The sequence below is a fragment of the Streptomyces sp. DSM 116795 genome (genome assembly GCF_055792905.1).
Genome location: NZ_CM147707.1, coordinates 999795 through 1023394 on the forward strand (window position 1 = coordinate 999795; position 23600 = coordinate 1023394).

Consider the following 23600-nt stretch of genomic DNA (forward strand, 5'->3'; position numbering starts at 1 on the left):
ACCGCCCGCCCCGCGCCCGTCCGCATGGCGGTCTCCGGTCTCACCCGCCCCGGGAACGCAATAGCCTGCGGATATGGCCGATGGACGAGCTGTAGAAGCAGGGCGGGAGTCACGCGCCCCGGCGGGCGGGGTCCGCCATGCGGAGACCGCGACCTACACGCACGGGCACCACGAGGCGGTGCTGCGTTCGCACACCTGGCGTACCGCGGCCAACTCGGCCGGGTATCTGCTGGACGAACTGAAGCCCGCCGCGCGGGTGCTGGACATCGGATGCGGGCCCGGCACCATCACCGCCGACCTGGCGGCGCTCGTACCGGACGGGCATGTCACCGGTCTCGACCCGGCACCGGGCGTACTGAAGCAGGCACGGGAGACGGCGGCCGCCCGTGGCCTGGACAATGTGACGTTCGAGACCGGCGACGTGCACGCCCTGGAGTACCCGGACGGTGCGTTCGGCGTCGTACACGCGCATCAGGTGCTGCAGCACGTCGGCGATCCCGTGCGGGCGCTGCGGGAGATGCGCCGTGTATGCGCGCCCGGTGGCGTCATCGCCGCACGCGACGCCGACTACGGCGCGATGTTCTGGTATCCCGAGGTCTACGGGCTGGCCGCCTGGCTGGAGCTGTACCGGCGGGTGGCGCGCGCCAACGGCGGCGAGCCGGACGCGGGACGCCGGCTGCACGCCTGGGCACGGGAGGCCGGGCTCCGGGACGTCACCGCGTCGTCGACGACGTGGTGCTTCGCCACCGCGGAGGAGCGGGCGTGGTGGAGCGAGTCGTGGGCGGAGCGCACGCTCGCCTCGTCGTTCGCCGCGTCCGCCGTGGACGGCGGGCACGCCACGCACGAGCAACTGCGGACGGCGGCGGACGCGTGGCTGGAGTGGGGAGCGCGGGAGGACGGCTGGTTCGCGGTGCCTCACGGGGAGATCCTGTGCCGGGCCTGACGTGCGCTGAGCCGCCCAACTAGGGTGCGGGGCATGGACATTCTGGGGACTTCACTGCGCGTCTGCGTCGATGATCTGGACGCCGCGGTTCCGGCGTACGAGCGCCTGGCGAGCACCGAGGCGGTGCGTTTCACGCAAGGCCCTGTCGAGGTCGCGGCCGTGGGGCCGTTCTTCTTGATGAGCGGCCCGTCGGAGCATCTGGAGATCCTGCGGAAGATCGCCGCGACGCTCGCCGTGAAGGACGTGGACGAGGCCGTCGCCGATCTGAAGGCGGTCGGTGCCCAGGTCGTCGCGGGCCCGAAGGAGACCCCGATCGGGCGCAGCGTCATCGCCCGCCACCCTGACGGCAGTGTCTTCGAGTACGTCGACCGTCAGGGCGCGGACGGCTGAGCCGTGTCCGGCACTTGACCGAAGGTATTGGTGCCGGAGGCCTGCCCGGCGGGACCGTCCCCTGCCCTGCCTGCGGCGGGGAGCACCCAACCGGCGTGGTGGACCTCCCCTGGCTCGCGGCCCCGGGTGGGGCCTCAGGGGGCGAGGGGGGAGTGCCCCCGGGTCCCCGCCCCAGGCCGGAGGCTCCCGGGGCAACCTGCCGCCGCAGCGCGAAACCCGCCCCACGCGAGGTCCGGCAGCACGGTCGACGCCCCTAGTGCTGTGACCGGAAAGGTTCACCGGCTCGCGACGCCCGGCACGGCACTCCCCCTGGGGGCACCTCCCGGGCCGCCAGGCCCAGGGGGACTTCGTCCGGGAGGTGCCCCCAGGGGCCCCGCCCGGGCCGCGAGGTCCAGGCGACGAGAACCGACGTTCGGCTCAGCGCCGGACCGGCCAGGTCACGGCACCACGACGATCTTCCGCCCCTTGCCCGCCGCGAAGCGGTCCAGCGCGTCCGGGTATTCGTCGAGCGGCAGACGGTCGGAGATGAAGATCTCCGGGTCCAGTACGCCGCCCGCGAAGAGTTCGGCCGCGCGCTCGTAGCTGTGCAGGACCGCCATGGAGCCCGTGATGGTGATCTCCTGGTTGTAGATCTTGTACGGCTCGATGGTGGCGGTCGTCGCGTAGTCGGAGACCCCGAACTGGAGGAACGTTCCGGCCTTGGCGACGCGGCCGAGACCGTCCTGGATCGCGGCGGCGTTGCCCGTGGCGTCGACGACGAGGTCCCAGCCCTGGGGGCGGTCCAGTTCGTCGGCGCTCGCGGCTGCGGAGGAGCAGCCCAGCCGCCTCGCGGTGGCCAGCCGCTCCTCGTTGAGGTCGAGCACGTAGACGCCGGCGGCGCCGGTCCGCTTGGCCAGCTCCAGCATCATCAGGCCCATCGTGCCGGAGCCGTATATCAGTACGTGTGAGCCGAGTTGGCTGCTCAGGACGTCGTAGCCGCGTACCGCACAGGACAGCGGCTCGATGAGGGCGGCGTCCTGGGTGCGTACGTGTTCGGGGAGCTTGACGCAGTTGGCCGCCGGCGCGACGGCGTACTCGGCGGCACCGCCGGCGGTGGTGACGCCGATCGCGGCCCAGCGTTCGCACAGGTTGTTGTGCCCGGTGCGGCAGTAGCGGCACTCGTAGCAGTACAGGGACGGGTCGACGGCCACGCGGTCGCCGACGGCCAGTTCGCTCACCTCGCTGCCGGTGCCGACGACCTCGCCGGCGAACTCGTGGCCGGGCACGAGCGGCAACGACGGGGCGAACTCGCCCTGCCGGATGTGCAGATCGGTGCCGCACAGCCCGCACGCCGCCACCTGTACGACGACCTGACGCGGGCCGGGCGTCGGATCGGGGACGGTGGTGAGTCCGACCTTGCCCACGGACTCGACGAGAGCTGCCTTCATTTCACGGCTCCTAGAGACAGGCCCTGGACCAGCTTGTCCTGGGCGGCGAACCCCGCCGCGAGCACCGGCAGGGAGATCACGAGCGACGCGGCGCACACCTTCGCCAGGAACAGGCCCTGGCTGGTGATGAATCCGGTCAGGAAGACGGGCGCGGTCTGCGCGATCACACCCGTCAGGACCCGGGCGAAGAGCATCTCGTTCCAGCTGAAGATGAAGCAGATCAGCGAGGTCGCGGCGATGCCGGGCATGGCGATCGGGGCGACGACGCGGGTGAGGATCACCGGCAGGCGCGCCCCGTCGATCTGCGCGGCCTCGATCAGCGCCGTGGGGATCTCGGCGAGGAAGGACTGCATCATCCACACCGCGATCGGCAGGTTCATGGAGGTGTAGAGGATGACGAGCAGCCAGATGTTGTCCAGCATGCCGGAGTTCTTGGCGAACAGGTAGATCGGCAGCAGGCCGGCGACGACCGGGAGCATCTTCGTGGAGAGGAAGAAGAACAGGACGTCGGTCCACTTCTTCACGGGCCGGATCGACAGCGCGTACGCGGCGGGCAGCGCCAGCAGCAGCACGAACACGGTGGAGACGACCGACGCGGTCATCGAGTTGGCCAGTGAGAACCAGGGGCTGGGTCCTCCCCCGGCGCCGAAGAACTCGCGGTAGCCGTCGAGAGTGAGCGGTGCCGCCAGCGACGGCGGGTTGGTGGCGGCGTCGGCCTCGGAGTGCAGCGAGGTCAGGACCATCCACAGCACGGGCAGTACGAAGAGGATGCCGACGAGCCAGGCGATCAGGCCCAGTCCCGCGTTCCTGCGGCGCACGCTCCTCGGCAGGGTGTTCGGGGCGGTTGCCGTCTTCGCGGCGGGCGATGCGGACGTGGCGGCGCTCATGACCGGGCCTCCTCGCGGAAGAGGGACGAGACCACCCGCAGTGCGAAGGTGGCGATGATGATGGAACCGATCACGACCAGCACGCCGGCAGCCGAGGCCACTCCGTACTCGTGGCCCTGGTAGAAGGTCTGGTAGATCGTGTACGGCAGGTTGGCGGTGCCGAGCCCGCCGGAGGTGATGGTGAAGACGGCGTCGAAGTTCTGCACGATGTAGACGGTGCCGAGCAGGGCGCCCAGTTCGAGGTAGCGGCGCAGGTGGGGCAGCGTGATGTAGCGGAAGACCTGCCATGCGCTCGCGCCGTCGATCCACGCGGCCTCGACGGCCTCCATGGGGCGGCTCTGCAGGCCGGCCAGCAGGATGAGCATCATGAACGGCGTCCACTGCCACACAAGTGACGCCTCGACCGCGCCGAGCGGCATCTCGGCGACCCAGTCGGGCTGGGCGGCGCCGTCACCGAAGACCGCGTGCAGCAGGCCGTTGAAGAGCCCGTACTCGGGGTTGTAGAGCACGTGCTTCCACAGCAGCGCCGCGGCCACGGGCACCAGCAGGAACGGTGCGATCAGCATCGTACGGACGGCGGCGCGGCCCTTGAAGCGGCGGTCGAGCAGCAACGCGAGGAGCATCCCCAGCACGAGGCTGACGAGCACGACGGTGACCGTGAGGATGATCGTCGTGAACACCGACTTGCGCAGCTCCGGATCGCTCAGCACCTCGCCGTAGTTGGCGAGTCCGGCGAAGGAACGGGCCTCCGGGTACAGCGCGTTCCAGTCGAAGACGGAGATCACCAGCGTGGCCACCATCGGCAGCTGTGTGACGACGATCAGAAAGATCAGCGCCGGCAGCAGCGGTGCGCGGGTGACCCAGGCGCGGAGCCTGGCGGGCGGCGTCGCCGGTGGTGCGGACGGTCCTGTGCCGTCCGCGGGGGCACCGGGTGGTGTGGTCGTGGTGGTCGTCGTGTCGGTCACTGTCCTCGCCCCTCGTACTCCTCGGAGATCTCCACGGCCAGCTGCTGCGACTTCTTCAGGGCCGTCTCCACGGACTGGCGTCCGGCGATGGCCGCGCTGATCTCCTGGGAGACCTTGGTGCCCAGGTCGGAGAACTCCGGAATGTCCACGAACTGGATGCCGATGGTGGGCCGTTGCTGCACACCCGGGTTGCGCGGGTCAGCTTCGGTGATGGCCTTGCGGGTGGTCTCGCCGAAGGCGCCGGCCGTCTTCTTGTACTCCGGGATGCCGTACGTCGAAGTGCGCTTGCCCGCGGGGACGTTGGCCCAGCCGAACTCCTTGCCGACGAGCCGCTCGTACTCCTTGCTGGAGGCCCAGGAGATGAACTTCCACGCCTTGTCCTGATTGCGTGAGGACTTCTGCAGGCCCCAGGCCCAGCTGTAGAGCCAGCCGGAGGACTTGGTCTTCACGGTCGGTGCGGGCGCGTAGCCGATCTTGCCCTTGACGGGGGACTTCTCCGCTTCGAGGGAGCCGGCGCCGGACGTCGCGTCGTACCACATGGCGGACTTGCCCTGCGTCATGTTGTTCAGGCACTCGGCGAACCCGGACTGGGTGGCGCCGGACTCGCCGTGCTTGCGCACCAGGTCGACGTAGAACTTGGTGGCCTTCACGAAGGCCGGGTCGGTCAGCTTCGCCTTGTAGTTCTTGTCGAACCACGTGCCGCCGAAGGTGTTGACGACCGTCGTGAGCGGTGCGATCACCTCGCCCCAGCCGGGCAGTCCGCGCAGGCAGATGCCGCTCATGCCCTTCTCCGCGCCGTCGGCTTCGGCGGCGAGCTTCGCGACCTGCGGCCAGGTGGGCTTGTCGGGCATCTTCAGGCCCTTCTTCTTGAAGACGTCCTTGCGGTACATCAGGAAGGAGGACTCGCCGTAGAAGGGCTCGGCGTAGGTCTTGCCGTCCTCCCCCTTAAGGGACTCGCGGATGGGCGGAAGGATGTCCTTCTGGTCGAAGGCCGGGTCCTTCTTCAGATAGCCGTCGAGGGGCTTGAGCCACTCGTTCTTGGCGTAGATCGGCGCCTCGTAGTTGCTGATCGTGGCGACGTCGTACTGGCCGGCCTGGTTGGCGAAGTCCTGTCCGATCTTGTCGCGGACGTCGTTCTCCGGCAGCGTCGTGAAGTTGACCTTGATGCCGGTCTTCTTCGTGAAGTGCTTGGCGGTCAGCTTCTGCAGCTCGACCATCTGCGGGTTGTTCACCATCAGCACGTTGATGGTGTCGCCGCCGGTGGCGAGGCTGCCGGCGCCGGCACAGGCGGCGAGCAGCACGTTGGCCGTGGCGACTCCTATCACTGCGCGTGTCCTGCGGCGGCTGTGACTGCGCATGAACGGTCTCCTGGTCATAAGGGGGCGAAACGGGCGTGAGATGCGCGGGGTGGTCGGTTGTCGGACGGGCCAGGAAGGGTGGGGTGCGTGCGGGCCGTCAAGCCCGGACCACCTGCGGTCCGCGTAGCGAATAGCGGTGGGCCTCGGAGGCGGGCAGGCCCGTGGAGGTGACGATCGTCTGGAAGTCGCCGACCTCCGCGAACCGGCAGAAGCTCACCGCACCGAACTTCGTGTGCATCCCCGCGAAGATCCGCCGCCGGGAGGCACGCAGAGCCTGCGCCTTGACCTCGCTGACGGCCGGATCCGGAGTGGTGAGGCCGTGTTCGCGGGAGATGCCGTTGGCTCCGACGAAGGCCAGATCGATGACGAAGCCTGCGAGCATCTTCGTCGTCCAGTGATCGACGGTGGCAAGCGTGCCGCCCCGCACACGTCCGCCGAGCAGCAGCACCGTGATCTCCTCGGCCGTGGCCAGCGCACCCGCCGCCGCCAATGAGGCGGTCACGACGGTCAGCGGACGGTCACGGGGCAGGGCCTCGGCGATGAGCTGCGGTGTGAAGCCCTCGTCGATGAAGACCGTCTCCGCCTCACCGAGGTGTTCGACCGCGGCGGCGGCGATGCGGCGCTTCTCCGGGACGTGCATGGTGGTGCGGAACGCCAGCGTCGTCTCGAAGCCCGCGCTCTCCACGGGATACGCACCGCCGTGTGTGCGGCGCAGCAGCCCGTGCGACTCCAGTACGCGCAGATCTCGGCGGACCGTCTCCTTCGCCACCCCCAGCTCGGCGGCGAGCTCGGCGACGTCCACGGATCCGCTCCGCCGGGCGGCCCCGACGATCTCCCGCTGACGTTCCTCCGCGCTCATGGGCGGCGCTCCCTTCCTTCTCCGTACGGTCACGGATCTGCCCGTTCGGGCTCGTGTGGAGAGTTGTACAGCTCGTGGAAGGCGAGGACCAGGCCAAGTACCGACTGGATCGTGACCGTATCTGCCCGTTCACCTGCGGAAGGCGGGCCCCTGTGCCCTGCGACGGCACGGCTCCTGCGGCAGTCGGCTGTGTCTGTTTCCGGGGCGGCAGGTGCCCGTTCCGGGCCCGGCTCACCGGGCCGGGCGCATCCGGAAGTCGTACCGAGCGGGCAGCGGCCCGGTGCCGGCCGCCGCCCAGGTGTCGCCGAGCACTTCGTCGCCCTCCCGCAGATCGTCCACGTCGAAGCCCGCGTCGAAGATCGCCCGTGCCGCCTCTTTCTCGCCCTGGGCCAACAGCACCTGGGCGCGCAGAAGCTGGAAGCGGCCGCGCCTGCCGTACGCGTACGGCAGTCCGTCCAGGGCCTCGGCTGCGGCGGCCGGGCGGCCGGCGGCGAGCAGCACGGGGACTGCCTCCCGTACGAGCGCGGCCAGGGCGGGGGCGCCCGCGGCCGTCGCCAGGTCCAGGGCGGCCAGATAGCGGTCGGCGGCACGTTCGGGGTGCAGGCCGGTCGCGGCGTCGTGGGCGTCGGCGAAGGCCAGACACCGCAGCGACCACGATGTGGGCGCCGCCGCGGCGGAGCGCTCCCAGCTGCGTACCGCCTGCGCGCGGTCGCCGGCATGCCACTGGGCGACGCCCAGGTGGTAGTCGGTGAGCGGTCCCGAGGGCGCGCACTCCAGCTGGTCGCGCCAGGGGGCGGAGACGAGGGACGGGCCGGGTTCGGACGAGGTCAGGGCGGCGGCGCCGTTCCGCGGGCCGCCGGAGCCGGTACGGGGGCCGCCGGAGCCGGTACGGGAGGCGGTGGCGTCGTCGAGGAAGCGGCCCTGCGTGAGCAGTTCCATCCAGGGTCGCTGCTCCTCGCCGAGGGTCTCGCGGGGAAAGGGCGTACCGGGCAACCCGAAACCGCCGCGGGCCACTTCGAGCGCGCCCCAGCCGGAGCCGGTGGCGAGCAACCCCGGGCCGGGCACGGCGTCGGGCTCGATGTCCGCGCAGGCGCGCCAGGCCGCGAACGCCGCGTCCACACCGGCGCGCGGCAGTGCTTCCTCCAGCCGCGCGGCGGTGTGCCGGCGGGCGGCGCTCCAGTCGTCGCCGTGCACGGTGGACGGGTCCGCGGAGAGCGGCCCGTACGCCTCCAGCCACGCGAACTCCCCGCCCGCCTCCAGCGGGACATGCTCCAGCTGCGTACGTGCCAGACCTGCCTGGATCTCGATGTAGCCGCCGGTTCCGGGCTCGGTCAGCCACTGCTGCCAGCGCCGCCCGCCGGGCCCGTGGCCCCATACGAACAGCTTCCGGCCGCGCAGCAGGTCCGTGGAGGTCTGCACGAGGCCCGCGCCCCGCTCGTCGAGAGAGGCGATCCACTTCCGTTCCTCGCGGGGCACCTCGTAGAAGTAGTCCGCGGGGAACTCGCTGCGCAGCGCGTACGAGCGGTCCGCCCCGTCCCACTCGGGGACTGGGATGCGGCGCAGGCGCCGCTCGTAGGCGAAATACCAGGTCTCGTCCGCCGGTACGAGTACGCGGGTGCCCTCCTGCTCCGGCACCGCGATATTGGACCACCAGTAGACGGGCACGGTGTGGTCGTGCGGATTGCGGATGCGGGCGCCCACGTGGAGGAAGTCGGATCCTTCCGGAAGCCACAGGTCCACCTGGAACGGGGTGTCGCGCAGCCGTTCCCACTCCCACAGCCGCAGCATGTCCCCGCCGCCGTCCGGGGCGGGCACCCGGGCGGCGTGCACGGGGGCGACCGACAGCGTGGTGTGGCCGGTCGCGCCGATGTTCCACTCGATGCCGCCGGAGAACCACGCGCCGTTGAGGGCGAAGTCGGCGGGCTGCAAGACGGGGTTGGTGTAGAGCAGTTCGCGCCCGGTGGGCTTGTGGTGGAGGGAGTGGACGCGGCCGCCGAAGCCCGGCAGCACGGTCGCGCGCAGCCGGTCGTTCTCCAGGACGAGGGCGTCGAGGGCCGCGGGTGCGCGCTCGCGCGTGTACCCGTCGAGGATGCGGGCCGGAAGCACGGACCGCAGCGGAGCGTAGCCGACCTGACGCGCCATGTCGGGCGGCAGCGCCGCCCGTTCGCGCTCGTCGATCGTGTGCATCTCGTCCAGCGGCGCCAGCGCGGGCAGCGGATTCTCCGGACCGACGGGCGCGACGGGCATGTTCAGGGTGGTGCGTCGCAGCGTCGCAGGCACGGTCGCCTCGATCCTCTCCGTGGGCGCCGCCGCCTTCCCGGGACCCCCTGATGACCATGGAACACGCTGTACGGCGCCTTGAACAGGCCGCACGGGCAGGGGCGGGCCCGGCTGCCTGCCGGGAAATGCGGGCGCTGGAGAACGGGCGGCCGTGGTACGAACGTGGCGTGACCGACCCTTCGCTCTTCCCGCCCTCACTCCCCGTGCTGAACGACATGCGGCGCACCGCGAGCGGACGCGAGTGGCTGGATCAACTGCCCACGCTGGTCGAGGAGTTCCGCGACCGCTGGGACCTGCGGCTCGGTGCCCCGTACCACGGCGGCAGCTGCTCGTGGGTCGCTCCGGCGCTGCGGGCGGACGGCACGCGCGGGGTGCTGAAGGTGACATGGCCGCACCGGGAGGCACGGCCCGAGGGCGAGGTGCTGCAGCTGTGGGCGGGCCGCGGTTCGGTGCTCGTCCATGAGCACGACCCGGAGCGTTACGCGCTGCTGCTGGAGCGGTGCGAGCCGGGCACCGAGCTGCGGCAGGCCGGCGAAATCCCGGCCGAGGAACGGCTGTTGACGGCTGCCCGTGTGCTCCGGCAGCTGTGGGACGCGGGCCGCGACCGCGAAGTGCCGTCCGTGGAGCGGCTGTCAGCGGTGTCGGCCGACTGGTCCGTACGAGCTGAGGAACGCGTGGCGAGTCACGACTGGCCCGCCGGCGTGGACACCGGTCTCTTCGTGGTCGGGGCGGAACTGCTGCGCGAACTCCCGCTCACCGCCCGGCGGGAGACCGTCCTGCACGGCGACTTCAACCCGGGCAACCTGCTGGCCGCCGAGCGCGAGCCGTGGCTGGCGATCGACACCAAGCCGATGCTCGGGGACCCGGCCTTCGACCCCTGGCCGCTGATCCAGCAGGTCGACGACCCGTTCGCGCATTCCGATCCGCACCGCGTGCTCAGCCGGCGTACCGCCCTCGTGGCCGACGCGCTCGGCGAGGACGTGACGCGCGTACGCGCGTGGGCCGTGGCCCGCCTCGTCGAATTCCTGCTGTGGCGGGTCGACGGGAGCGGCGATCTGTCCGACAGCGTGCGGCTGTCGGGGCAGGTGCGGACTGTGGCGGACCTCGCGGGACTCTGAGCGCGCCCGGACTCGGCCCCGACGCGGCTCGAGCGGGCCCGGACGCGGCCCCAACAGGGCCCGGACGCGGGCCCGTTCGCGTCCCCGTCGCGCCGCTTCACTCCCCCGTCGCGCCGTCCGCCAGCTCCCGCGCCACATCGAGCTGGCCCACGTGCCGCGCGTACTCCTGCAGCAGATGGAAGAGGATCCACGCCAGCGACGGAGCCTCGTCCTCGGTGGGGAAGCGGCCGCCGAGCCGTGCGTGTGCGTCCAGCCGCGCGTCGCGGACGATCTCGCGGGAGCGGTCGCACTGCGCCCGGAAGGCGTCGATGATGTCGGCGCTCGGCATGCCGTCGGGGACGCGCCATCTGTCGTCGCCGCCCCTGTCGCCCCACGGGTCCGGAACACGCTCCGCCTCGAACCCCCAGCACAGCCAGCGGCGTTCGACATAGGTCAGGTGCCGCACCAGCTCCAGCGGCGACCAGCCCGAGGGCACGCGGCTGCCCCGGAGGTCCTCCTCCGACAGGCCGTCGGTCTTCCGCAGGAGAGTGTCGCGGTAGTAGTCGAGATAGCCGCGCAGCAGCGCTTGCGGGTCGGAGACGGACGGGTCCGGCTCGCCCGGCGGCAACGGCGGGATGGAGGCTTCGATGGCGGTCACAGCAATCCCGGTTCGTCGTAGGTGAGGGTACGGGCGTCGGCGTCCAGTACGGCGGGGACGCCGAGCGGAAGGGTGGGTGTCGAGGGGCCGTGCCCGAAGCCGAGCTCCTCGACGACGGGCACGCCCAGCGGTTCGAGCCGCTCGCGCAGCACCACGCCGACTTCTTCGGGCTCGCCGCACGCCGTCCAGGAACCCAGGGCGATACCGGCGACGCCGTCGAACCAGCCCGAACGCAGCAGTTGCGTCAGCAGCCGGTCGAGGCTGTAGGGCGGCTGGTCTATGTCTTCCAGCAGCAGGATGCCGCCCGCGGCGGAGGGCCGGGCGTGCGGGGTGCCGCGCTCGGACGCGAGGAGGCTGAGGTTCCCGCCGAGGGTGACACCGTGGGCGCGCCCCGGAACGAGCGTGCGCGCCGTGTCATACGGGCCGATCCGCAGGACGCTCTCCGGTGTGAAGAGCGACCGGCGCAGGTGGTCTCGTGTCGCCTCGTCGTCGAGGAACGAGCCCGTGGTCGGCATCGGGCCGTGCAGCGTGGCGAGGCCGAGGCGCTGCGCGAAGGCCTCGTGCAGGACGGTGAGGTCGCTGTAGCCGACGAACACCTTCGGGCCCGCCGCGCGCATCCTGTCCCAGTCGAGCAGGTCGAGGACGCGCTGCGTGCCGTAGCCGCCCCGGGCCGAGACGACTCCCGCGAGGGACGGGTCGCACCAGGCGTCCTCCAGGTCGCGGGCCCGGTGCTCGTCCGCGCTGGCCAGGTGGCCGAGCGTAGGATGCGGCTCCAGCACATGAGGTCCGATGACGGGCTCCAGGCCCCAGTCGCGCAGAACGGCCACTCCCGCCGCCAGGCGCTCCCCCGGCACGCGCCCGCTGGGGGCGACGACGCCGACACGGTCGCCGGACCGCAGACGGCGCGGCCTGGTGAGAGCCGCGGGCGCGGGCGCGGACACAGGTGCGGCTGCTTCGGTGGCGGAGGCTTCAGCGGCGGGCGCCGGGGCGTTGCTGCTCATCGGTTCAGCTCCAGTACGGGTACGTCGTCGCGTGCGATGTCGAAGGTCTGTACGTACAGGGAGAGTTCGGCCTCGACGGTGCGGATGATCGTCTCCGCGCGGCGGAAGCCGTGCCCCTCGCCCTCGAACGTGAGATACGCGTACGGGACACGGCTGCCGTCCACGTGCTCCACGAAGCGTTCGCACTGGACGGGCGGGCAGATCACATCGTCCAGCCCCTGAAGGAGCAGGAAGGGCACGGTGACCCGGTCCGCGTGGTGGAGGGGGGAACGGTCGCGGTAGCGGTCCGGGAAGCGCTCCAGCGGGCCGACGAGGGACTCCAGGTACTGCGATTCGAAGTCGTGGGTCTCGCCGGTGGCCCATCCCGCCAGGTCGAGGATGGGATAGCTGATCGTCCCGCACGCGTACAGGCCTTCGGTGGCCGGTGAGGTGAGGGAGGCGGCGCTCGTCCAGCCGCCGGCGCTGCCGCCGCGCACGGCGAGCCGCGCCGGGTCGGCCTCGCCCTCGTCGGCCAGGCGGCGTGCGACGGCGGCGCAGTCCTCGACGTCGACGACGCCCCACTGCTCGCGCAGCCGGTTGCGGTAGGCGCGCCCGTAGCCCGTCGAGCCGCCGTAGTTCACCTCGACGACGCCTATGCCGCGTGAGGTGAAGTACGCGATCTCCAGGTCCAGTACGAGCGGAGCCCGGCCGGTCGGACCGCCGTGCGCCCAGACCACGTACGGCGGCAACTCGCCTGCGGGCGCCTCGTATCCGGGGTGGTGCGGTGGGTAGACCTGGGCGTGGATGTCGCGGCCGTCGGGACCGGTGAAGGTGCGTTCGCGCGGCTTCGGATAATGCGCCGGGTCGACGGCGTCCTTGTGGTGTGCGGCGACGACTCTGCTGTGGCCGGTGCGCGTGTCGAGTTCGACGACCTCGTAGGAGCTGTGCGGCCCGGCGGCGACGCCTACGACCCGGCTGCCCGCCGCCGCCAGGGCCGCCCACTCCGTCCAGGGGCCGGTGGCGTCGGCGAGTTCGCCGGTCTCCGGGTCGAGGACGCCCAGCCGCATGGAGCCCCGTCCGTGCAGCGCCGCGATCAGTCCGCCCTCCAGCGGCTCGAACCACTTCTGTCCGATGCGCCAGAGACCTGCGGCGAACTCCTCCTCGCGTGGGCACAGGGCCTGTCTGACGGCAGGCCCGGAGCCGGGCGCGCCGGGACCGAGGCGCTGCAGGTTCCACCAGCCGGACTCGTCGGAGCAGAGCAACAGGGCTCCGTCGGGGGCCCATTCGACCTGCGCCACGGACTCCTCAGGGCCGCCCGCCACGCTCCGTACGCCCTCGAAGGAGCCGTCCGCGGAGATCCGGGCCGTCTTGACCAGGGTGCCGTCCCAGGGCATGGCCGGATGGTCCCAGGCGAGCCAGGCGGCGTGGCCGCCGTCGGGCGAGATCCGCGGCCCGGTCACGAACCGGCTTGCGTCATCGGTCAGTTCACGTACGAGACCGCGGTCGTCCGCGGCCGAGCCGTCGAGCGGCACGGCCGCGATGAGACGCCGCAGATCGGTGGGTCCCTCGCCGGTGAACTCCTCCAGGACGCACCACACTTCGGGCCCGGCGGGACCTTCCGGCATCAGGACGGGATCGCACCAGCGCAGTCCGCCCGCGACGCCCTCCGCCACGGGTGTGAGCGGCCTCGGTGCCTGTCCGGGGCTGTCCGGCTCGTACGCGTACATCCGCTGGTCCGCGAAGTGGGTGAAGACGATCAGCACTCCGCCCTCCGTGCGGGGAGTGCCCGCCCATGGCAGCCCGCCGTACTCGATGACGCGGTTTCGTACGTTCCACGGCGGGGGCAGCACGGACTGCGCCTCGCCGCCGTCGGCAGGCAGCCGCATCAGGGCGCGGCGGCCGCCCTCCGCGGGGCGGGGCTCGGTCCACCAAATCTCCTCGCCGACGGCGCCGAGATATTCGGGACGCCCGTCGTGCGACGCGACGAGGGCGGCGTCGATGGGGGACGGCCAACTGCCGTAAGGCGCAGTGGTCTTCGCCATGTGCTGTGAACCTCCGTGGGGGCGGGGGTGAGGGTGAGGGAGCCGTGCCGTCGTGTTCAGAGAGCAAGCAGGGCGCGGTCGAGGACGCGGGTGCCGAAGTGCAGGGCTTCCACGGGGACCCGCTCGTCCACGCCGTGGAAGAGCGCCCCGTAGTCGAAGCCTTCGGGGAGCTTCAGCGGAGTGAAGCCGTATCCCGTGATGCCCAGTCGGGAGAACTGCTTGGCGTCGGTGCCGCCGGACATGCAGAAGGGCACCACATGGGCGTCCGGGTCGAAGTGCTCCAGCGCCTCTCGCAGCACGCCGTACGACGCCGAGTCCACGGGGGCCTGCAGCGGGACCTCGCGGTGGTGGAACTCCCAGTCCACGTGCGGCCCGGTGAGCTCGTTCAGAGTGCGGTGGAACTCCTCCTCGCCGCCGGGCAGCATCCGCCCGTCGACGAAGGCGGTGGCGCTGCCGGGGATGACGTTCACCTTGTAACCGGCGTCGAGCATGGTCGGGTTGGCGCTGTTGCGCACGGTGGACTCCACCAGGGAGGCGGCCGGGCCGAGTTCGGCGAGGAGCTTGTCGGCGTCGAAGCCGGGGGCGTCCAGGTCCGGCTCGGGCAGGCCGTGCACCGCGGCCATCTCCTTCAGGGCGGCGCGCACGGTCGGTGTGAGCCGAAGCGGCCATTCGTGCTCCCCGATGCGGGCGACGGCGGCGGCGAGCCTGCTGACGGCGTTCGAGCGGTTGACCTTCGAGCCGTGCCCCGCCCGGCCGAGTGCGGTGAGCTTCAGCCAGGCCGTGCCGCGCTCCCCCGCGGCGACCGGATACAGCCGCAGCCCGTTCCCCGCGTGGAAGGTGAAGGCCCCGGACTCGCTGATGCCTTCCGTGCAGCCCTCGAAGAGGCCCGGGTGCTGGTCTGCGAGGTAGTCCGAGCCGTATTCGGCGCTGTCCTCCTCGTCGGCGGTGAAGGCCAGCACGATGTCGCGGCGCGGCCGCAGCCCGGCCCGCGACCAGGCGCGCACGGCGGCGAGCACCATGGCGTCGGCGTTCTTCATGTCGACGGCGCCGCGGCCCCAGACCACTCCGTCGCGGATCTCGCCCGAGAAGGGGTGGACGCTCCAGTCGGCGGGCTCGGCCGGCACCACGTCGAGATGGCCGTGCACGAGCAGTGCGTCGGCACTTGGATCGCTTCCGGGGATCCTGGCCACCACGTTCGTACGCCCAGGGGCCTTCTCCAGCATCTGCGGCTCGATGCCCGCGGCGGCGAGGCGCTCGGCGGCATACTCGGCCGCCGCGCGCTCGGAACCCTCGCCTCCGCCGCGGTTGGTGGTGTCGATGCGGATGAGCTCCGAGGTGAAGGTCACCGCCTCGTCCAGCGCCGCCTGGTCGATGTGCTCAGCCATACTGCTCCTCCACGGCGGCCGACACGACGGTCGTGACCGCCTTGAATGTGCGGATCCCCTCGTACATGCCCGGGGACGTGTAGGCGACGCGACGCTCCCCGGTGCGCCGCACGCCCGGCACGACGGTCGCGGCGCCCGCCAGGTGCTCGGCGTCGAACTCCAGCTCCACCGTGTGCTCCTGAGGCTGTGCCGGGTCCGCGCGGACGGCCAGACCGGTGGCCTTGCGGGCGGCGTCCCTGATGTCCGCCGACGTGCGGCCCGGTGTGCGGCAGACCGCCGCGTAGCGCGAGACGTAGTCCTTCACGGCAACGCCGAACGCGTCCGGGGCATAGCCCTTCGCGTCCTCGACTGCGCGGTCGTCGCCCGTTACCAGCACGACCGGCACCCCGTACTCCTCGACGACGAGGGCGTTGAGGAGGCCCTCGCTGGCGCGTGCCCCGTCGGCCCACACGCCCGTGATGGAGTTGGCCAGATAGGTGTGCGCCAGGACGCCTTCGGTGCCGGCGCCCGTGTGATAGCCGACGAAGGCGATGCCGTCCACGTCGCCGTGCTGCACGCCCTCGACCATGCTGAGCGACTTGTGCCGGCCGGTGAGCATCTGCGCCCGGTCGTCGAGCTGTTCCAGCAGGAGATTGCGCATCGACCAGTGCGCCTCGTTGATGAGCACCTCATCGGCGCCGCCGTCGAAGAAGCCGGTGACCGCCGCGTTGACGTCCGAGGTGAACATCGGGCGGCAGCGCTCCCATTGGGCGGTGCCCGGCAGGACGTCCGCGGGCCATGTCACGCCGGTGGCGCCTTCCATGTCGGCGCTGATGAGGATCTTCATGTCCGGAACGTTACGCGGTACGCATACCCGGTGACACCCTTGTGGATAACTCCTGTGGTCTCTACCACTGGAATCCTGCTACCCCCATCACCGACCAGGCATTACACCGTCCGGCGGGCGTCGTCCCGGCCCCGGCGCGACACGCTCCGCGTCAACCCGCGAGGGCGGGGCCGCCACCGCGGCGGCCCCGCCGCCAACCGTCAGTTCTCGTGCCCCAGTTGCAGATCGCGCTCCGTGCGCCCTCCGCCCGCGATCTGGAGCACGGTCGCCACCGGCGGATAGCCGGCCGCGATGACGGTGTACTCGCCGGCGGCCAGGTCGACGAAGCGGAAGACCCCGTCGGCGCGGGTCGTCGCCGTGTCGACGACGTTGCCCGCAGCGTCCAGCAGCGTCACTCGGGCGTCCTCCACGGGCCGTCCGCCGGCTGCCCGTACGGTCCCGCGCAGCATCGCGCCGCCCGCGAGTTCGATGTCCTGCCTCGTCTCGCGGGCGGCCTGCACGGACACCGGCAGCGCGGCGGGACGGTACGCCGGGGCGCTCGCGGCGAGGGTGTACTCGCCGTCCACCAGTTCGTCGAGTACGTAGTTCCCCTCCGCACCGCTGCGGGTGGCGGCCACGACCTCGCCGCGTGCGTCCGTGAGGGTCACCGACGCCTCCCGTACGGGCTGGGCGTCCGGGGTGAGCACACAGCCCGCGAGCCGTCCGGCGCCGCCCAGCACCACGTCCAGTTCCACGGGGCGTTCCGCCACGGTGATACTGACGGCCTGCGGGCGGTGACCGCTCGCCGCGGCGATGAGGACGTACGAGCCGGTGGCGGGCGTGCTCAGCGCGTACCGGCCGTCCTCCCCCGTCGCGCCACGTCCGACCTGCTTCCCGGACGTGTCGATGACGGTGAGGGCGGCGCGCGGCACGCTGCTGCCGTCGCTGTGGCGCACGCTTCCGCACACGGGAACTCCCGTCACGTGCGGGGCACTTGCCGTGGCCGCCTCGGGCGCGAGGGCGTGTGCGGGCGCGGGGGTACGTGCCTCGGGCACGGGAGCGTTCTCGGTCACGAGCGGTTTCTCCTTGAGGAAGAAGCTGAAGAGCAGCCCGAGTACGAGCACCGGGACCAGGTAGAGGAAGATGCGCGGCATGGCGTCGGCGTAGGCCTGTACGTAGATCTCACGCAGCGGGCCGGGCAGCGCGTGCACCGCCGCCGGGGTCAGCGACGACGGGTCGGGCAGCCCCCGCGGCACGTCGTGCGGGAGCCTGTCCGCGAGGGAGTCGGTGAGCCGCTGGATGAAGACGGTGGCGAAGACGGCGGCGCCGACGCTGCCGCCGATCTGCCGGAAGTAGTTGTTCGCGCTGGTCGCCGCGCCGAGGTCGCGGACCGGCACGGAGTTCTGCACGGCGAGGACCAGCACCGGCAGCACGAGCCCGATCCCGAGGCCGAAGACGCCCATCCAGATGCTGTAGTCCGTGCGGGACGTGCCGGTCTCCAGCCGCGACAGCAGCCACATGCCCACGGCGGAGAGGGCGCAGCCCAGCACGGGGAAGATCCGGTAGCGCCCCGTACGGGAGATGAGCTGGCCCGAGACGGTGGAGGAGAGCACGACGCCGCCCATCATGGGCAGCATCAGCAGGCCTGACTCCGTGGCGGTCACTCCGTCGACCATCTGCAGGAAGCCGGGCAGATAGCTCGCTGCGCCGAACAGCGCGACGCCGAGGGCCACTCCGACGACGCCCGTGACGTTGAAGACGGAGTCGCGGAAGAGGCGCAGCGGCAGGACGGGTTCGCTCACCAGGCGTTCGACGGCGAGGAAGAGCACCACGCTCAGTGCGCCGCCGGCCGCCAGCCCGAGGATCACCGTGTCGTCCCACTCGTACTCCGTGCCGCCCCAGCTCGTCAGCAGCACCAGGCAGGTGGAGAAGGCACCGAGCAGGACGGTCCCGGCCACGTCCAGCTTCGGACGGCCGCGCGGACGGGGCAGCTTCAGCACGAACGCGGTGACGAGCAGCGTGACGAGGCCGAAGGGGACGTTGATGTAGAAGCACCAGCGCCAGGAGAGTTCGTCGGTGAACCAGCCGCCCAGCAGCGGTCCCGCCACGGACGCGAGGCCGAACGCGGCGCCGATCAGACCCATGTAGCGGCCGCGTGCGCGGGGCGGCACGACATCCGCGATGATCGCCTGCACCCCGATCATGACTCCGCCGGCGCCGGCGCCCTGCAGCGCCCGGTAGGCGATCAGTTCGGTCATCGTGCGCGACCAGCCCGCGAGCGCCGATCCGGCGACGAAGACCGCGATGGCGAAGAGGAAGATCCCTTTGCGGCCGAAGAGGTCGCCGAGTTTTCCGTAGACGGGCAGGCCGATGGTGGCGGCGAGGAGGTAGGAGGTCACGGCCCACGACATCCGGTCCAGGCCGTGCAGTTCACCGACGATCTCGGGCAACGCCGTTGCGACGATGGTCTGTTCGAGCGCGGCCAGCAGCAGCGCGAGCATCAGTCCGAGGAAGACCAGCCGTACGCGGCGCGGGCTGAGCCCGGCGGCGCCGTCCTGGTGCTGCGGCTCGTGGGCCGGGGAGGGCCCGGTTCCGGACTCGGTTCCAGGCTCGGTTCCGGGCTCGGTACGGGAATCGCCGCCGGGGCCTGGCGGGTTGTCTGCACGGCCCGGCGCGGGAATCTCCAGGCTCACTTCGACGACCGCGGGCGCAGGGGCATCGCCCGGGCCGCCAGGCCCAGGGGAAGGGGAAGGGTCCGAGCGCCCCAGAGCCGTCCCGCTCATCGCACTCCCCTGGTCGCGTGCACCCGTCTTCGGGGAGCATTTCTCGCATTACGCGACAAGGATGAGCAAGTCAGACACCGAGCGCCGGCAGAAGTCCGCCGAAGCGCCCAGTCCGTTGCCCCGGGCGCCTGTCGGGCCCTCAACTGCGGCTTTGACGACGGGCGACGGTGGGACGGGTTCCGCTGCACGCAGCCCGTCCCACCGCGAAAACCACCCGATCCGGTGAGCGGCCCTGCGGCCGCCCACCCGCACCGTCCCTCTTCTACTTCTCCGTCTCGGCTGCGAGCTTGACGAGCATCTCGTCGTAGATACGGGCCAGCCCCTTGGGCGCGAAGGCCCGCTCGAAGAAGCCCCCGACGCCCCCTGCGCCCTGCCAGGTCGTCTTCACGGTGACGCGGGCGCCTCCGCCGGCACCCGGCGCGACCTGCCAGGTCGTGACCATCGAGGAGTTGCGGTCGCTCTCGACCAGCTCCCCGCCGGCCGGCTCCGTGACGTCGATCAGGCAGTCACGGACCCGCTTGCTGGTGGCCTGGATCTTCCAGTGCACGACGGTGCCCGCGCCGTTGCCGCCTTCGTGCACCTCGTACTCGCTGTAGTGGCCGGGCAGCAGCTTCGGCCGGGTCTCGCTGTAGTCGGCGAGAGCCCTGCGCACCGCCTCGGGTTCCGCGGCGATCTCGCGATGGGTGTTCGACTCGACCTGCGCCATTTGGTCCTCCTGCTCATCGGCACATCAGTTGCGCCCCTCGGGCCCAGGCGCCAAGCAACCCAATCACCCCGCGGACCGGGGCCCAAATCGGCTTGACAGAGTGCGTGGGAACAGATGTTCTATTCTCTGCGTACGAACAGCACGAGGCACGAGGAGGGTCCATGCGCTGGGAGAATCTGAGCGGCGACGGGTCGGCGGTGAATCCCGCCCTCTTCGGCACCGACGTGGTCACTCGCACGTTCAACACCCCTGAGTTCTCGGGCATCACCTTCCACGAGGTGCGCGCGCGATCGGTCGTGAACCGCGTGCCGGGTGCCTCCCGCATGCCGTTCGAATGGACGGTCAACCCGTACCGCGGCTGCTCGCACGCCTGCGTGTACTGCTTCGCGCGCGGCACACACCGCTATCTCGACCTCGACACCGGAGCGGGCTTCGACTCCCAGATAGTCGTCAAGGTGAACGCCCCCGAGCTGCTCCGCCGTGAGCTCGGGTCGAGCCGCTGGCGCGGCCAGCACATCGCGATGGGCACCAACGTCGACTGCTACCAGCGCGCGGAAGGCCGCTACCGCCTGATGCCCGGCATCCTCACGGCGCTGCGCGACTACACCAACCCCTTCTCGATCCTCACCAAGGGGACGCTCATCCTGCGCGACCTCGACCTGCTGCGCTCGGCGGCAGCCGTCACGGACGTCGGGATCTCGGTCTCCGTCGGATTCACCGACGAGGAGCTGTGGCGCACCGTCGAACCGGGCACCCCCGCGCCGGAACGCCGGCTCGACGTCGTACGTACGCTCAGCAGCCAGGGCATCCCCTGCGGCGTGCTGATGGCACCCGTCATCCCGTTCCTCAGCGACTCGCCGGCCCAACTGCGCACCACGGTGCGGGCGATAGCCGCCGCCGGAGCCACCTCCGTCACCCCGCTCGCCCTGCATCTGCGGCCCGGCGCACGCGAGTGGTACATGCAGTGGCTCGCGAAGCACCACCCCGGCCTGGTCCGGCACTACGAAGGGCTGTACGCGGACGGCGCGTACGCCCCGAAGTGGTACCAGCGCCGCATCACCCGGCAGGTCCACGAACTGGCCGACGAGTACGGCATCGGCCCCGCCTCTGCGGGCACCCACCGCCGCATCGAGGTGCACCCCGACAGAGCACCTGACACCGGCAGGACGCAGGCGGAGGAGCCCGACGCCCCGCACTGCACGCAGTTGACGCTGCTCTAGTGCCGTGACCGGCAATGTTTGCCCTCCCCCCGGCCGAAGTCCCCCTGGGCCTGGCGGCCCGGGAGGTGCCCCCTGGGGAGTGCGTGCAGGGCGGCGCGACAGGGCAAAGCTTGCCGGGAGGGGCACCAGGCGGCGTCCGCAACGGTGCGGGCGGCCGAAAACCGCTCGCGCCGCCGTACCCGGGGCGCGAGCATCCCTCCATGTCCGAACTCACTCACATCAGGGCCCCGCATGGCGTAGCCCCGGGCAACGGGTACAGCCACGTCGTGTGGGGCGAGGGCCGGTTCGTCGCCGTCTCCGGGCAGATCGCCCTGGACGAGAACGGCGACGTCGTCGGCCCCGGCGACCCCGCAGCACAGGCCGAACAGGTCTTCGCCAATCTGCGCCGCTGCCTCGCCGCGGCGGGCGCCGGCTTCGACGACGTCGTGAAGTTCACGTTCTTCACCACCGACGTCGGCATCCTGCCCGCCGTCCGCGAGGCGCTTGATTCCCCCTGAGCCTGGCGGCTCGGGAGGTGCCCCCAGCATCGACGTGACCCGGCCGCCCGCCAGTACGGCGGTTCAGGTCGCCTCGCTCATCCACCCGGATCTGCTGCTGGAGGTCGAGGCGTTCGCGGTCGTGCCCGCATAGCCGCGGTCGTTCACGCCCGCGGCGGCTGCTCACTCCTGGCGGCGGCCGCTCACGCGTCCTCGTACACCGTGCTGTCCTCGTTCTCGCGGCGGATCGTGCGCAGCGGGCGGCCCGGGTGCCAGACCTGGAAGACGATGTGCGGCTCCTCGATGGTGATCCGTACGACCTCCGACAGCTCGGCCCGGAAGAGGTGGAAGCGCTCCGGCGCCTCGCCCTGCGCCGCACCGGCCGCGTAGCGCTCGAACTCCTCCGGAGCGGTCACCTCGACGGCACGCCCCGAGACGCGGACGTCGCCACCGCTCATGCCGGTGCCCGTGCCGGGGTTCGCGTACATCGAGAAGCGCGGGTCGCGGCGGAGGTCGAGGGCCTTGCGGGAGCCGATCATCATGCCGAGCCACAGCTCGTCGCCGCGGAAGTCGCCCTCCAGACCGGTCAGGCGGGGCGAGCCGTCTGGGCGCAGCGTGGCGAGCACGTGGTGCTGGAAGGCCCCGAAGCGGGCCCGTACGAGGTCGGCGAACTCGGGTTCGGCGGCACGGAAGGCCGCCCATCTCTCTGTCATACGCTCATGCTGGCGCCGATTCCCGACATCTGCTGTCCGGATTGCGCCGGGCGCGCCGCAGGAGGTGCGCGGCACCCGGCCGGACACCGCACCCGCCCACCCCCGCGAAAACCCGTCGTGATGCGCTTCCGGCTCTGCCACCATCCGTTCATGGGCGTACGGGACATGACCGCGGCGGACGTCGGCGCCGTCGCCGAACTGCGGGTGCGGGCATGGCAGTCGGCGTACGCGGATCTGCTGCCGCGTCCGTTCCTCGATGCGATGTCCGTGGAGGAGGACGCAGCCCGCGGGCGCGAGAGGTTCGCGAGGGCGGACGGCACGGTCGTCGACCTCGTCACCGAGAGCGCCGACGGCACGGTCTCCGGCTGGGCGGCCATCGGCCCCGACCGGCCCGGTGGCGCACACACTCACGCCGTACCGCGGGCGACCGAGGTCGCGGAGCTCTACGCGATCTACGTGCGGCCGGGCCTGCTCGGCACGGGCCTCGGCCGGACCCTGACGACGGCCTGCCTGGAACGCGCCGCCCAACGGGGCTTCACACGCGTCGTGTTGTGGACGCTCAAGGGCAACGCGCGCGCCCGCCGCTTCTACGAACTCGCCGGCTTCACCACCGACGGCACGGAGGACACCTTCGACATCGACGGCCACGGCACGCAGATCCCGATCGTGCACTACACGCGGCCGCTCGCACCGCCCCGGCCGCCGCTGCCGCCGCAGCCGCTCACGGACAGCGGTGCGGTCTGACCGGTCTTCTGCGGGCTCTCCCCTGCTGTACCGGGATCCGCGCGAGCGCCGCCTTCGCGAACGGCGACAGCCGGTGGTGCTCGGCCGCCGCGCCCAGCACCGCGACCGCGCGCCGGTCGCCCAGCGCGCCCAAGCCCTGTACGCAGGCCTCCGCGATGGGCCAGTAGTGCACGGGCCCCATCAGCAGCCGCTGCAGCACGGAGATCAGCGTGGGGACGGACTCCGGCGCCCGTAACGCCGTGAGCAGCCGCACGGCGTGCAGCGCGTAACCGGTGCGCAGTTCGTTCGTCGCGAGGGCCGCGGCGGCACGCGCCGTACGGGGGTCGCGCAGGCGTGCCAGAGCGTGGGCGGCAGTGGCACAGCGCACGGGATCGCGGTAGTTCAGCATGAAGATCAACGTCTCGAAGCTGCGCCTGTCCCCCGCGCTGCCGAGGGCGAACGCCGCCACTTCCCGCGCCCACAACGGGCGTTGGCTCTCCGCCAGTACGGACGCCAGCTCGTCGCGCGCCGCAGGAGTGTCCTCCCTGGCGAGCGCTACCAGCCGCTCGTACTCGACGGGGTCAGCCTCCGCCCGTACGCGATCGATCAACGATCGGAATGCGTCGCCCACTTCCGCTCCCTCCCCCACGTGCTCCGTCCCACAGCCCTGGAAGTGCCATACCCCTGGCGCATTGGTTACCCACGAGTTAAGCTGCTCGTCAGAGCGGCACCCCCGCTCAGGCGGCCTGGTGACGCAGCCGCCTGAGAGTGAAGTCGGTTCGGCGGGGGTCCGGGCCCGTGGCGTACGCATCGCCGCGGCTCCGCCCGGGCGGCACCGCGCAGTACGGAACGGCCCCGGGACAGGGCCGGCAGACCCGTCTCTCCTCCCGACTTCCTCTTCGC

Annotated in this window: 20 protein-coding genes and 1 pseudogene; 6 read left to right on the forward strand and 15 right to left on the reverse strand. The window is 71.5% G+C overall.

What is annotated here, in order from left to right:
• Positions 1–73 precede the first annotated feature (73 nt).
• Both ACSMXX_RS04270 and ACSMXX_RS04275 read left to right on the forward strand, forming a co-directional pair.
• Complete coding sequence (locus tag ACSMXX_RS04270) at positions 74–943, forward strand: methyltransferase domain-containing protein (protein WP_473182695.1); 870 nt, start codon at positions 74–76, stop codon at positions 941–943.
• 33 nt (positions 944–976) lie between these two features.
• A complete protein-coding gene (locus ACSMXX_RS04275) occupies positions 977–1333 on the forward strand; it encodes a VOC family protein (RefSeq protein WP_473182696.1) in 357 nt (118 codons plus the stop codon).
• A gap of 437 nt (positions 1334–1770) precedes the next feature.
• Here ACSMXX_RS04275 and ACSMXX_RS04280 read toward each other — a convergent pair whose 3' ends face one another.
• From ACSMXX_RS04280 to ACSMXX_RS04305, 6 genes are all read right to left on the reverse strand, one after another.
• Positions 1771–2760, reverse strand: a complete 990-nt coding sequence (locus tag ACSMXX_RS04280) for a zinc-dependent alcohol dehydrogenase family protein (RefSeq protein ID WP_473182697.1) — start codon at positions 2758–2760, stop codon at positions 1771–1773.
• On the reverse strand, positions 2757–3647 hold the full coding sequence (locus tag ACSMXX_RS04285) for a carbohydrate ABC transporter permease (protein WP_473182698.1): 891 nt from the start codon (positions 3645–3647) through the stop codon (positions 2757–2759). Before ACSMXX_RS04285 ends, ACSMXX_RS04280 begins: the two co-directional genes overlap by 4 nt.
• Entirely contained in the window at positions 3644–4612 is a 969-nt protein-coding gene (locus ACSMXX_RS04290) for a carbohydrate ABC transporter permease (protein ID WP_473182699.1), read from the reverse strand. The genes ACSMXX_RS04285 and ACSMXX_RS04290 overlap by 4 nt, the downstream gene beginning before the upstream one ends.
• Positions 4609–5970 (reverse strand): ABC transporter substrate-binding protein, encoded by a 1362-nt coding sequence (locus ACSMXX_RS04295; RefSeq protein ID WP_473182700.1) that lies wholly within the window; start codon positions 5968–5970, stop codon positions 4609–4611. Before ACSMXX_RS04295 ends, ACSMXX_RS04290 begins: the two co-directional genes overlap by 4 nt.
• A gap of 97 nt (positions 5971–6067) precedes the next feature.
• Positions 6068–6829 carry a DeoR/GlpR family DNA-binding transcription regulator gene (locus ACSMXX_RS04300; protein WP_473182701.1) on the reverse strand — a complete coding sequence of 254 codons (762 nt, stop codon included), beginning with the start codon at positions 6827–6829 and terminating at the stop codon, positions 6068–6070.
• A 231-nt stretch (positions 6830–7060) separates the two neighbouring features.
• Positions 7061–9109, reverse strand: a complete 2049-nt coding sequence (locus tag ACSMXX_RS04305) for a DUF5107 domain-containing protein (protein ID WP_473182702.1) — start codon at positions 9107–9109, stop codon at positions 7061–7063.
• 167 nt (positions 9110–9276) lie between these two features.
• Here ACSMXX_RS04305 and ACSMXX_RS04310 point away from each other — a divergent pair, with 167 nt between their 5' ends.
• Complete coding sequence (locus ACSMXX_RS04310) at positions 9277–10227, forward strand: aminoglycoside phosphotransferase family protein (protein ID WP_473182703.1); 951 nt, start codon at positions 9277–9279, stop codon at positions 10225–10227.
• 97 nt (positions 10228–10324) lie between these two features.
• On the opposite strand, the gene ACSMXX_RS04315 is transcribed toward ACSMXX_RS04310, so the two are convergent.
• From ACSMXX_RS04315 to ACSMXX_RS04345, 7 genes are all read right to left on the reverse strand, one after another.
• The gene (locus ACSMXX_RS04315) at positions 10325–10864 is read right to left on the reverse strand and encodes a DinB family protein (protein ID WP_473182704.1); all 540 of its coding nucleotides are present in this window, start codon (positions 10862–10864) and stop codon (positions 10325–10327) included.
• On the reverse strand, positions 10861–11865 hold the full coding sequence (locus ACSMXX_RS04320; protein WP_473182705.1) for a S66 peptidase family protein: 1005 nt from the start codon (positions 11863–11865) through the stop codon (positions 10861–10863). Before ACSMXX_RS04320 ends, ACSMXX_RS04315 begins: the two co-directional genes overlap by 4 nt.
• Positions 11862–13886, reverse strand: a complete 2025-nt coding sequence (locus ACSMXX_RS04325) for a S9 family peptidase (RefSeq protein WP_473182706.1) — start codon at positions 13884–13886, stop codon at positions 11862–11864. The genes ACSMXX_RS04320 and ACSMXX_RS04325 overlap by 4 nt, the downstream gene beginning before the upstream one ends.
• A gap of 56 nt (positions 13887–13942) precedes the next feature.
• Positions 13943–15271: a M20/M25/M40 family metallo-hydrolase gene (locus ACSMXX_RS04330; RefSeq protein WP_473182707.1), complete on the reverse strand. Its 1329-nt coding sequence runs from the start codon at positions 15269–15271 to the stop codon at positions 13943–13945.
• Entirely contained in the window at positions 15264–16097 is an 834-nt protein-coding gene (locus tag ACSMXX_RS04335) for a M55 family metallopeptidase (protein ID WP_473182708.1), read from the reverse strand. The genes ACSMXX_RS04330 and ACSMXX_RS04335 overlap by 8 nt, the downstream gene beginning before the upstream one ends.
• 200 nt (positions 16098–16297) lie before the next feature.
• Complete coding sequence (locus ACSMXX_RS04340) at positions 16298–18859, reverse strand: MFS transporter (protein ID WP_473182709.1); 2562 nt, start codon at positions 18857–18859, stop codon at positions 16298–16300.
• Positions 18860–19121: 262 nt separating this feature from the next.
• A complete protein-coding gene (locus ACSMXX_RS04345) occupies positions 19122–19565 on the reverse strand; it encodes an SRPBCC family protein (protein WP_473182710.1) in 444 nt (147 codons plus the stop codon).
• 161 nt (positions 19566–19726) lie between these two features.
• On the opposite strand from ACSMXX_RS04345, the gene ACSMXX_RS04350 reads away from it, so the two are divergent.
• On the forward strand, positions 19727–20785 hold the full coding sequence (locus ACSMXX_RS04350) for an Rv2578c family radical SAM protein (RefSeq protein WP_473182711.1): 1059 nt from the start codon (positions 19727–19729) through the stop codon (positions 20783–20785).
• A gap of 200 nt (positions 20786–20985) precedes the next feature.
• A pseudogene (locus tag ACSMXX_RS04355) lies at positions 20986–21415 on the forward strand (RidA family protein).
• A gap of 49 nt (positions 21416–21464) precedes the next feature.
• Here the strand turns inward: ACSMXX_RS04355 and ACSMXX_RS04360 are convergent.
• The gene (locus ACSMXX_RS04360; RefSeq protein ID WP_473182712.1) at positions 21465–21974 is read right to left on the reverse strand and encodes a pyridoxamine 5'-phosphate oxidase family protein; all 510 of its coding nucleotides are present in this window, start codon (positions 21972–21974) and stop codon (positions 21465–21467) included.
• Positions 21975–22124: 150 nt separating this feature from the next.
• Between ACSMXX_RS04360 and ACSMXX_RS04365 the strand changes: the two genes are divergently transcribed.
• The gene (locus ACSMXX_RS04365; RefSeq protein ID WP_473182713.1) at positions 22125–22718 is read left to right on the forward strand and encodes a GNAT family N-acetyltransferase; all 594 of its coding nucleotides are present in this window, start codon (positions 22125–22127) and stop codon (positions 22716–22718) included.
• Here ACSMXX_RS04365 and ACSMXX_RS04370 read toward each other — a convergent pair.
• The gene (locus ACSMXX_RS04370) at positions 22696–23328 is read right to left on the reverse strand and encodes a HEAT repeat domain-containing protein (RefSeq protein WP_473182714.1); all 633 of its coding nucleotides are present in this window, start codon (positions 23326–23328) and stop codon (positions 22696–22698) included. The genes ACSMXX_RS04365 and ACSMXX_RS04370 overlap by 23 nt on opposite strands.
• Between the last annotated feature and the right edge of the window lie 272 nt (positions 23329–23600).

Coding starts and splice junctions, on each gene's coding strand:
- ACSMXX_RS04270 (WP_473182695.1), top strand. CDS start 74: ATGGCCGATGGACGAGCTGTAGAAGCAGGGCGGGAGTCACGCGCCCCG.
- ACSMXX_RS04275 (WP_473182696.1), top strand. CDS start 977: ATGGACATTCTGGGGACTTCACTGCGCGTCTGCGTCGATGATCTGGAC.
- ACSMXX_RS04280 (WP_473182697.1), bottom strand. CDS start 2,760: ATGAAGGCAGCTCTCGTCGAGTCCGTGGGCAAGGTCGGACTCACCACC.
- ACSMXX_RS04285 (WP_473182698.1), bottom strand. CDS start 3,647: ATGAGCGCCGCCACGTCCGCATCGCCCGCCGCGAAGACGGCAACCGCC.
- ACSMXX_RS04295 (WP_473182700.1), bottom strand. CDS start 5,970: ATGCGCAGTCACAGCCGCCGCAGGACACGCGCAGTGATAGGAGTCGCC.
- ACSMXX_RS04300 (WP_473182701.1), bottom strand. CDS start 6,829: ATGAGCGCGGAGGAACGTCAGCGGGAGATCGTCGGGGCCGCCCGGCGG.
- ACSMXX_RS04320 (WP_473182705.1), bottom strand. CDS start 11,865: ATGAGCAGCAACGCCCCGGCGCCCGCCGCTGAAGCCTCCGCCACCGAA.
- ACSMXX_RS04325 (WP_473182706.1), bottom strand. CDS start 13,886: ATGGCGAAGACCACTGCGCCTTACGGCAGTTGGCCGTCCCCCATCGAC.
- ACSMXX_RS04330 (WP_473182707.1), bottom strand. CDS start 15,271: ATGGCTGAGCACATCGACCAGGCGGCGCTGGACGAGGCGGTGACCTTC.
- ACSMXX_RS04335 (WP_473182708.1), bottom strand. CDS start 16,097: ATGAAGATCCTCATCAGCGCCGACATGGAAGGCGCCACCGGCGTGACA.
- ACSMXX_RS04340 (WP_473182709.1), bottom strand. CDS start 18,859: ATGAGCGGGACGGCTCTGGGGCGCTCGGACCCTTCCCCTTCCCCTGGG.
- ACSMXX_RS04345 (WP_473182710.1), bottom strand. CDS start 19,565: ATGGCGCAGGTCGAGTCGAACACCCATCGCGAGATCGCCGCGGAACCC.
- ACSMXX_RS04350 (WP_473182711.1), top strand. CDS start 19,727: ATGCGCTGGGAGAATCTGAGCGGCGACGGGTCGGCGGTGAATCCCGCC.
- ACSMXX_RS04360 (WP_473182712.1), bottom strand. CDS start 21,974: ATGACAGAGAGATGGGCGGCCTTCCGTGCCGCCGAACCCGAGTTCGCC.
- ACSMXX_RS04365 (WP_473182713.1), top strand. CDS start 22,125: ATGGGCGTACGGGACATGACCGCGGCGGACGTCGGCGCCGTCGCCGAA.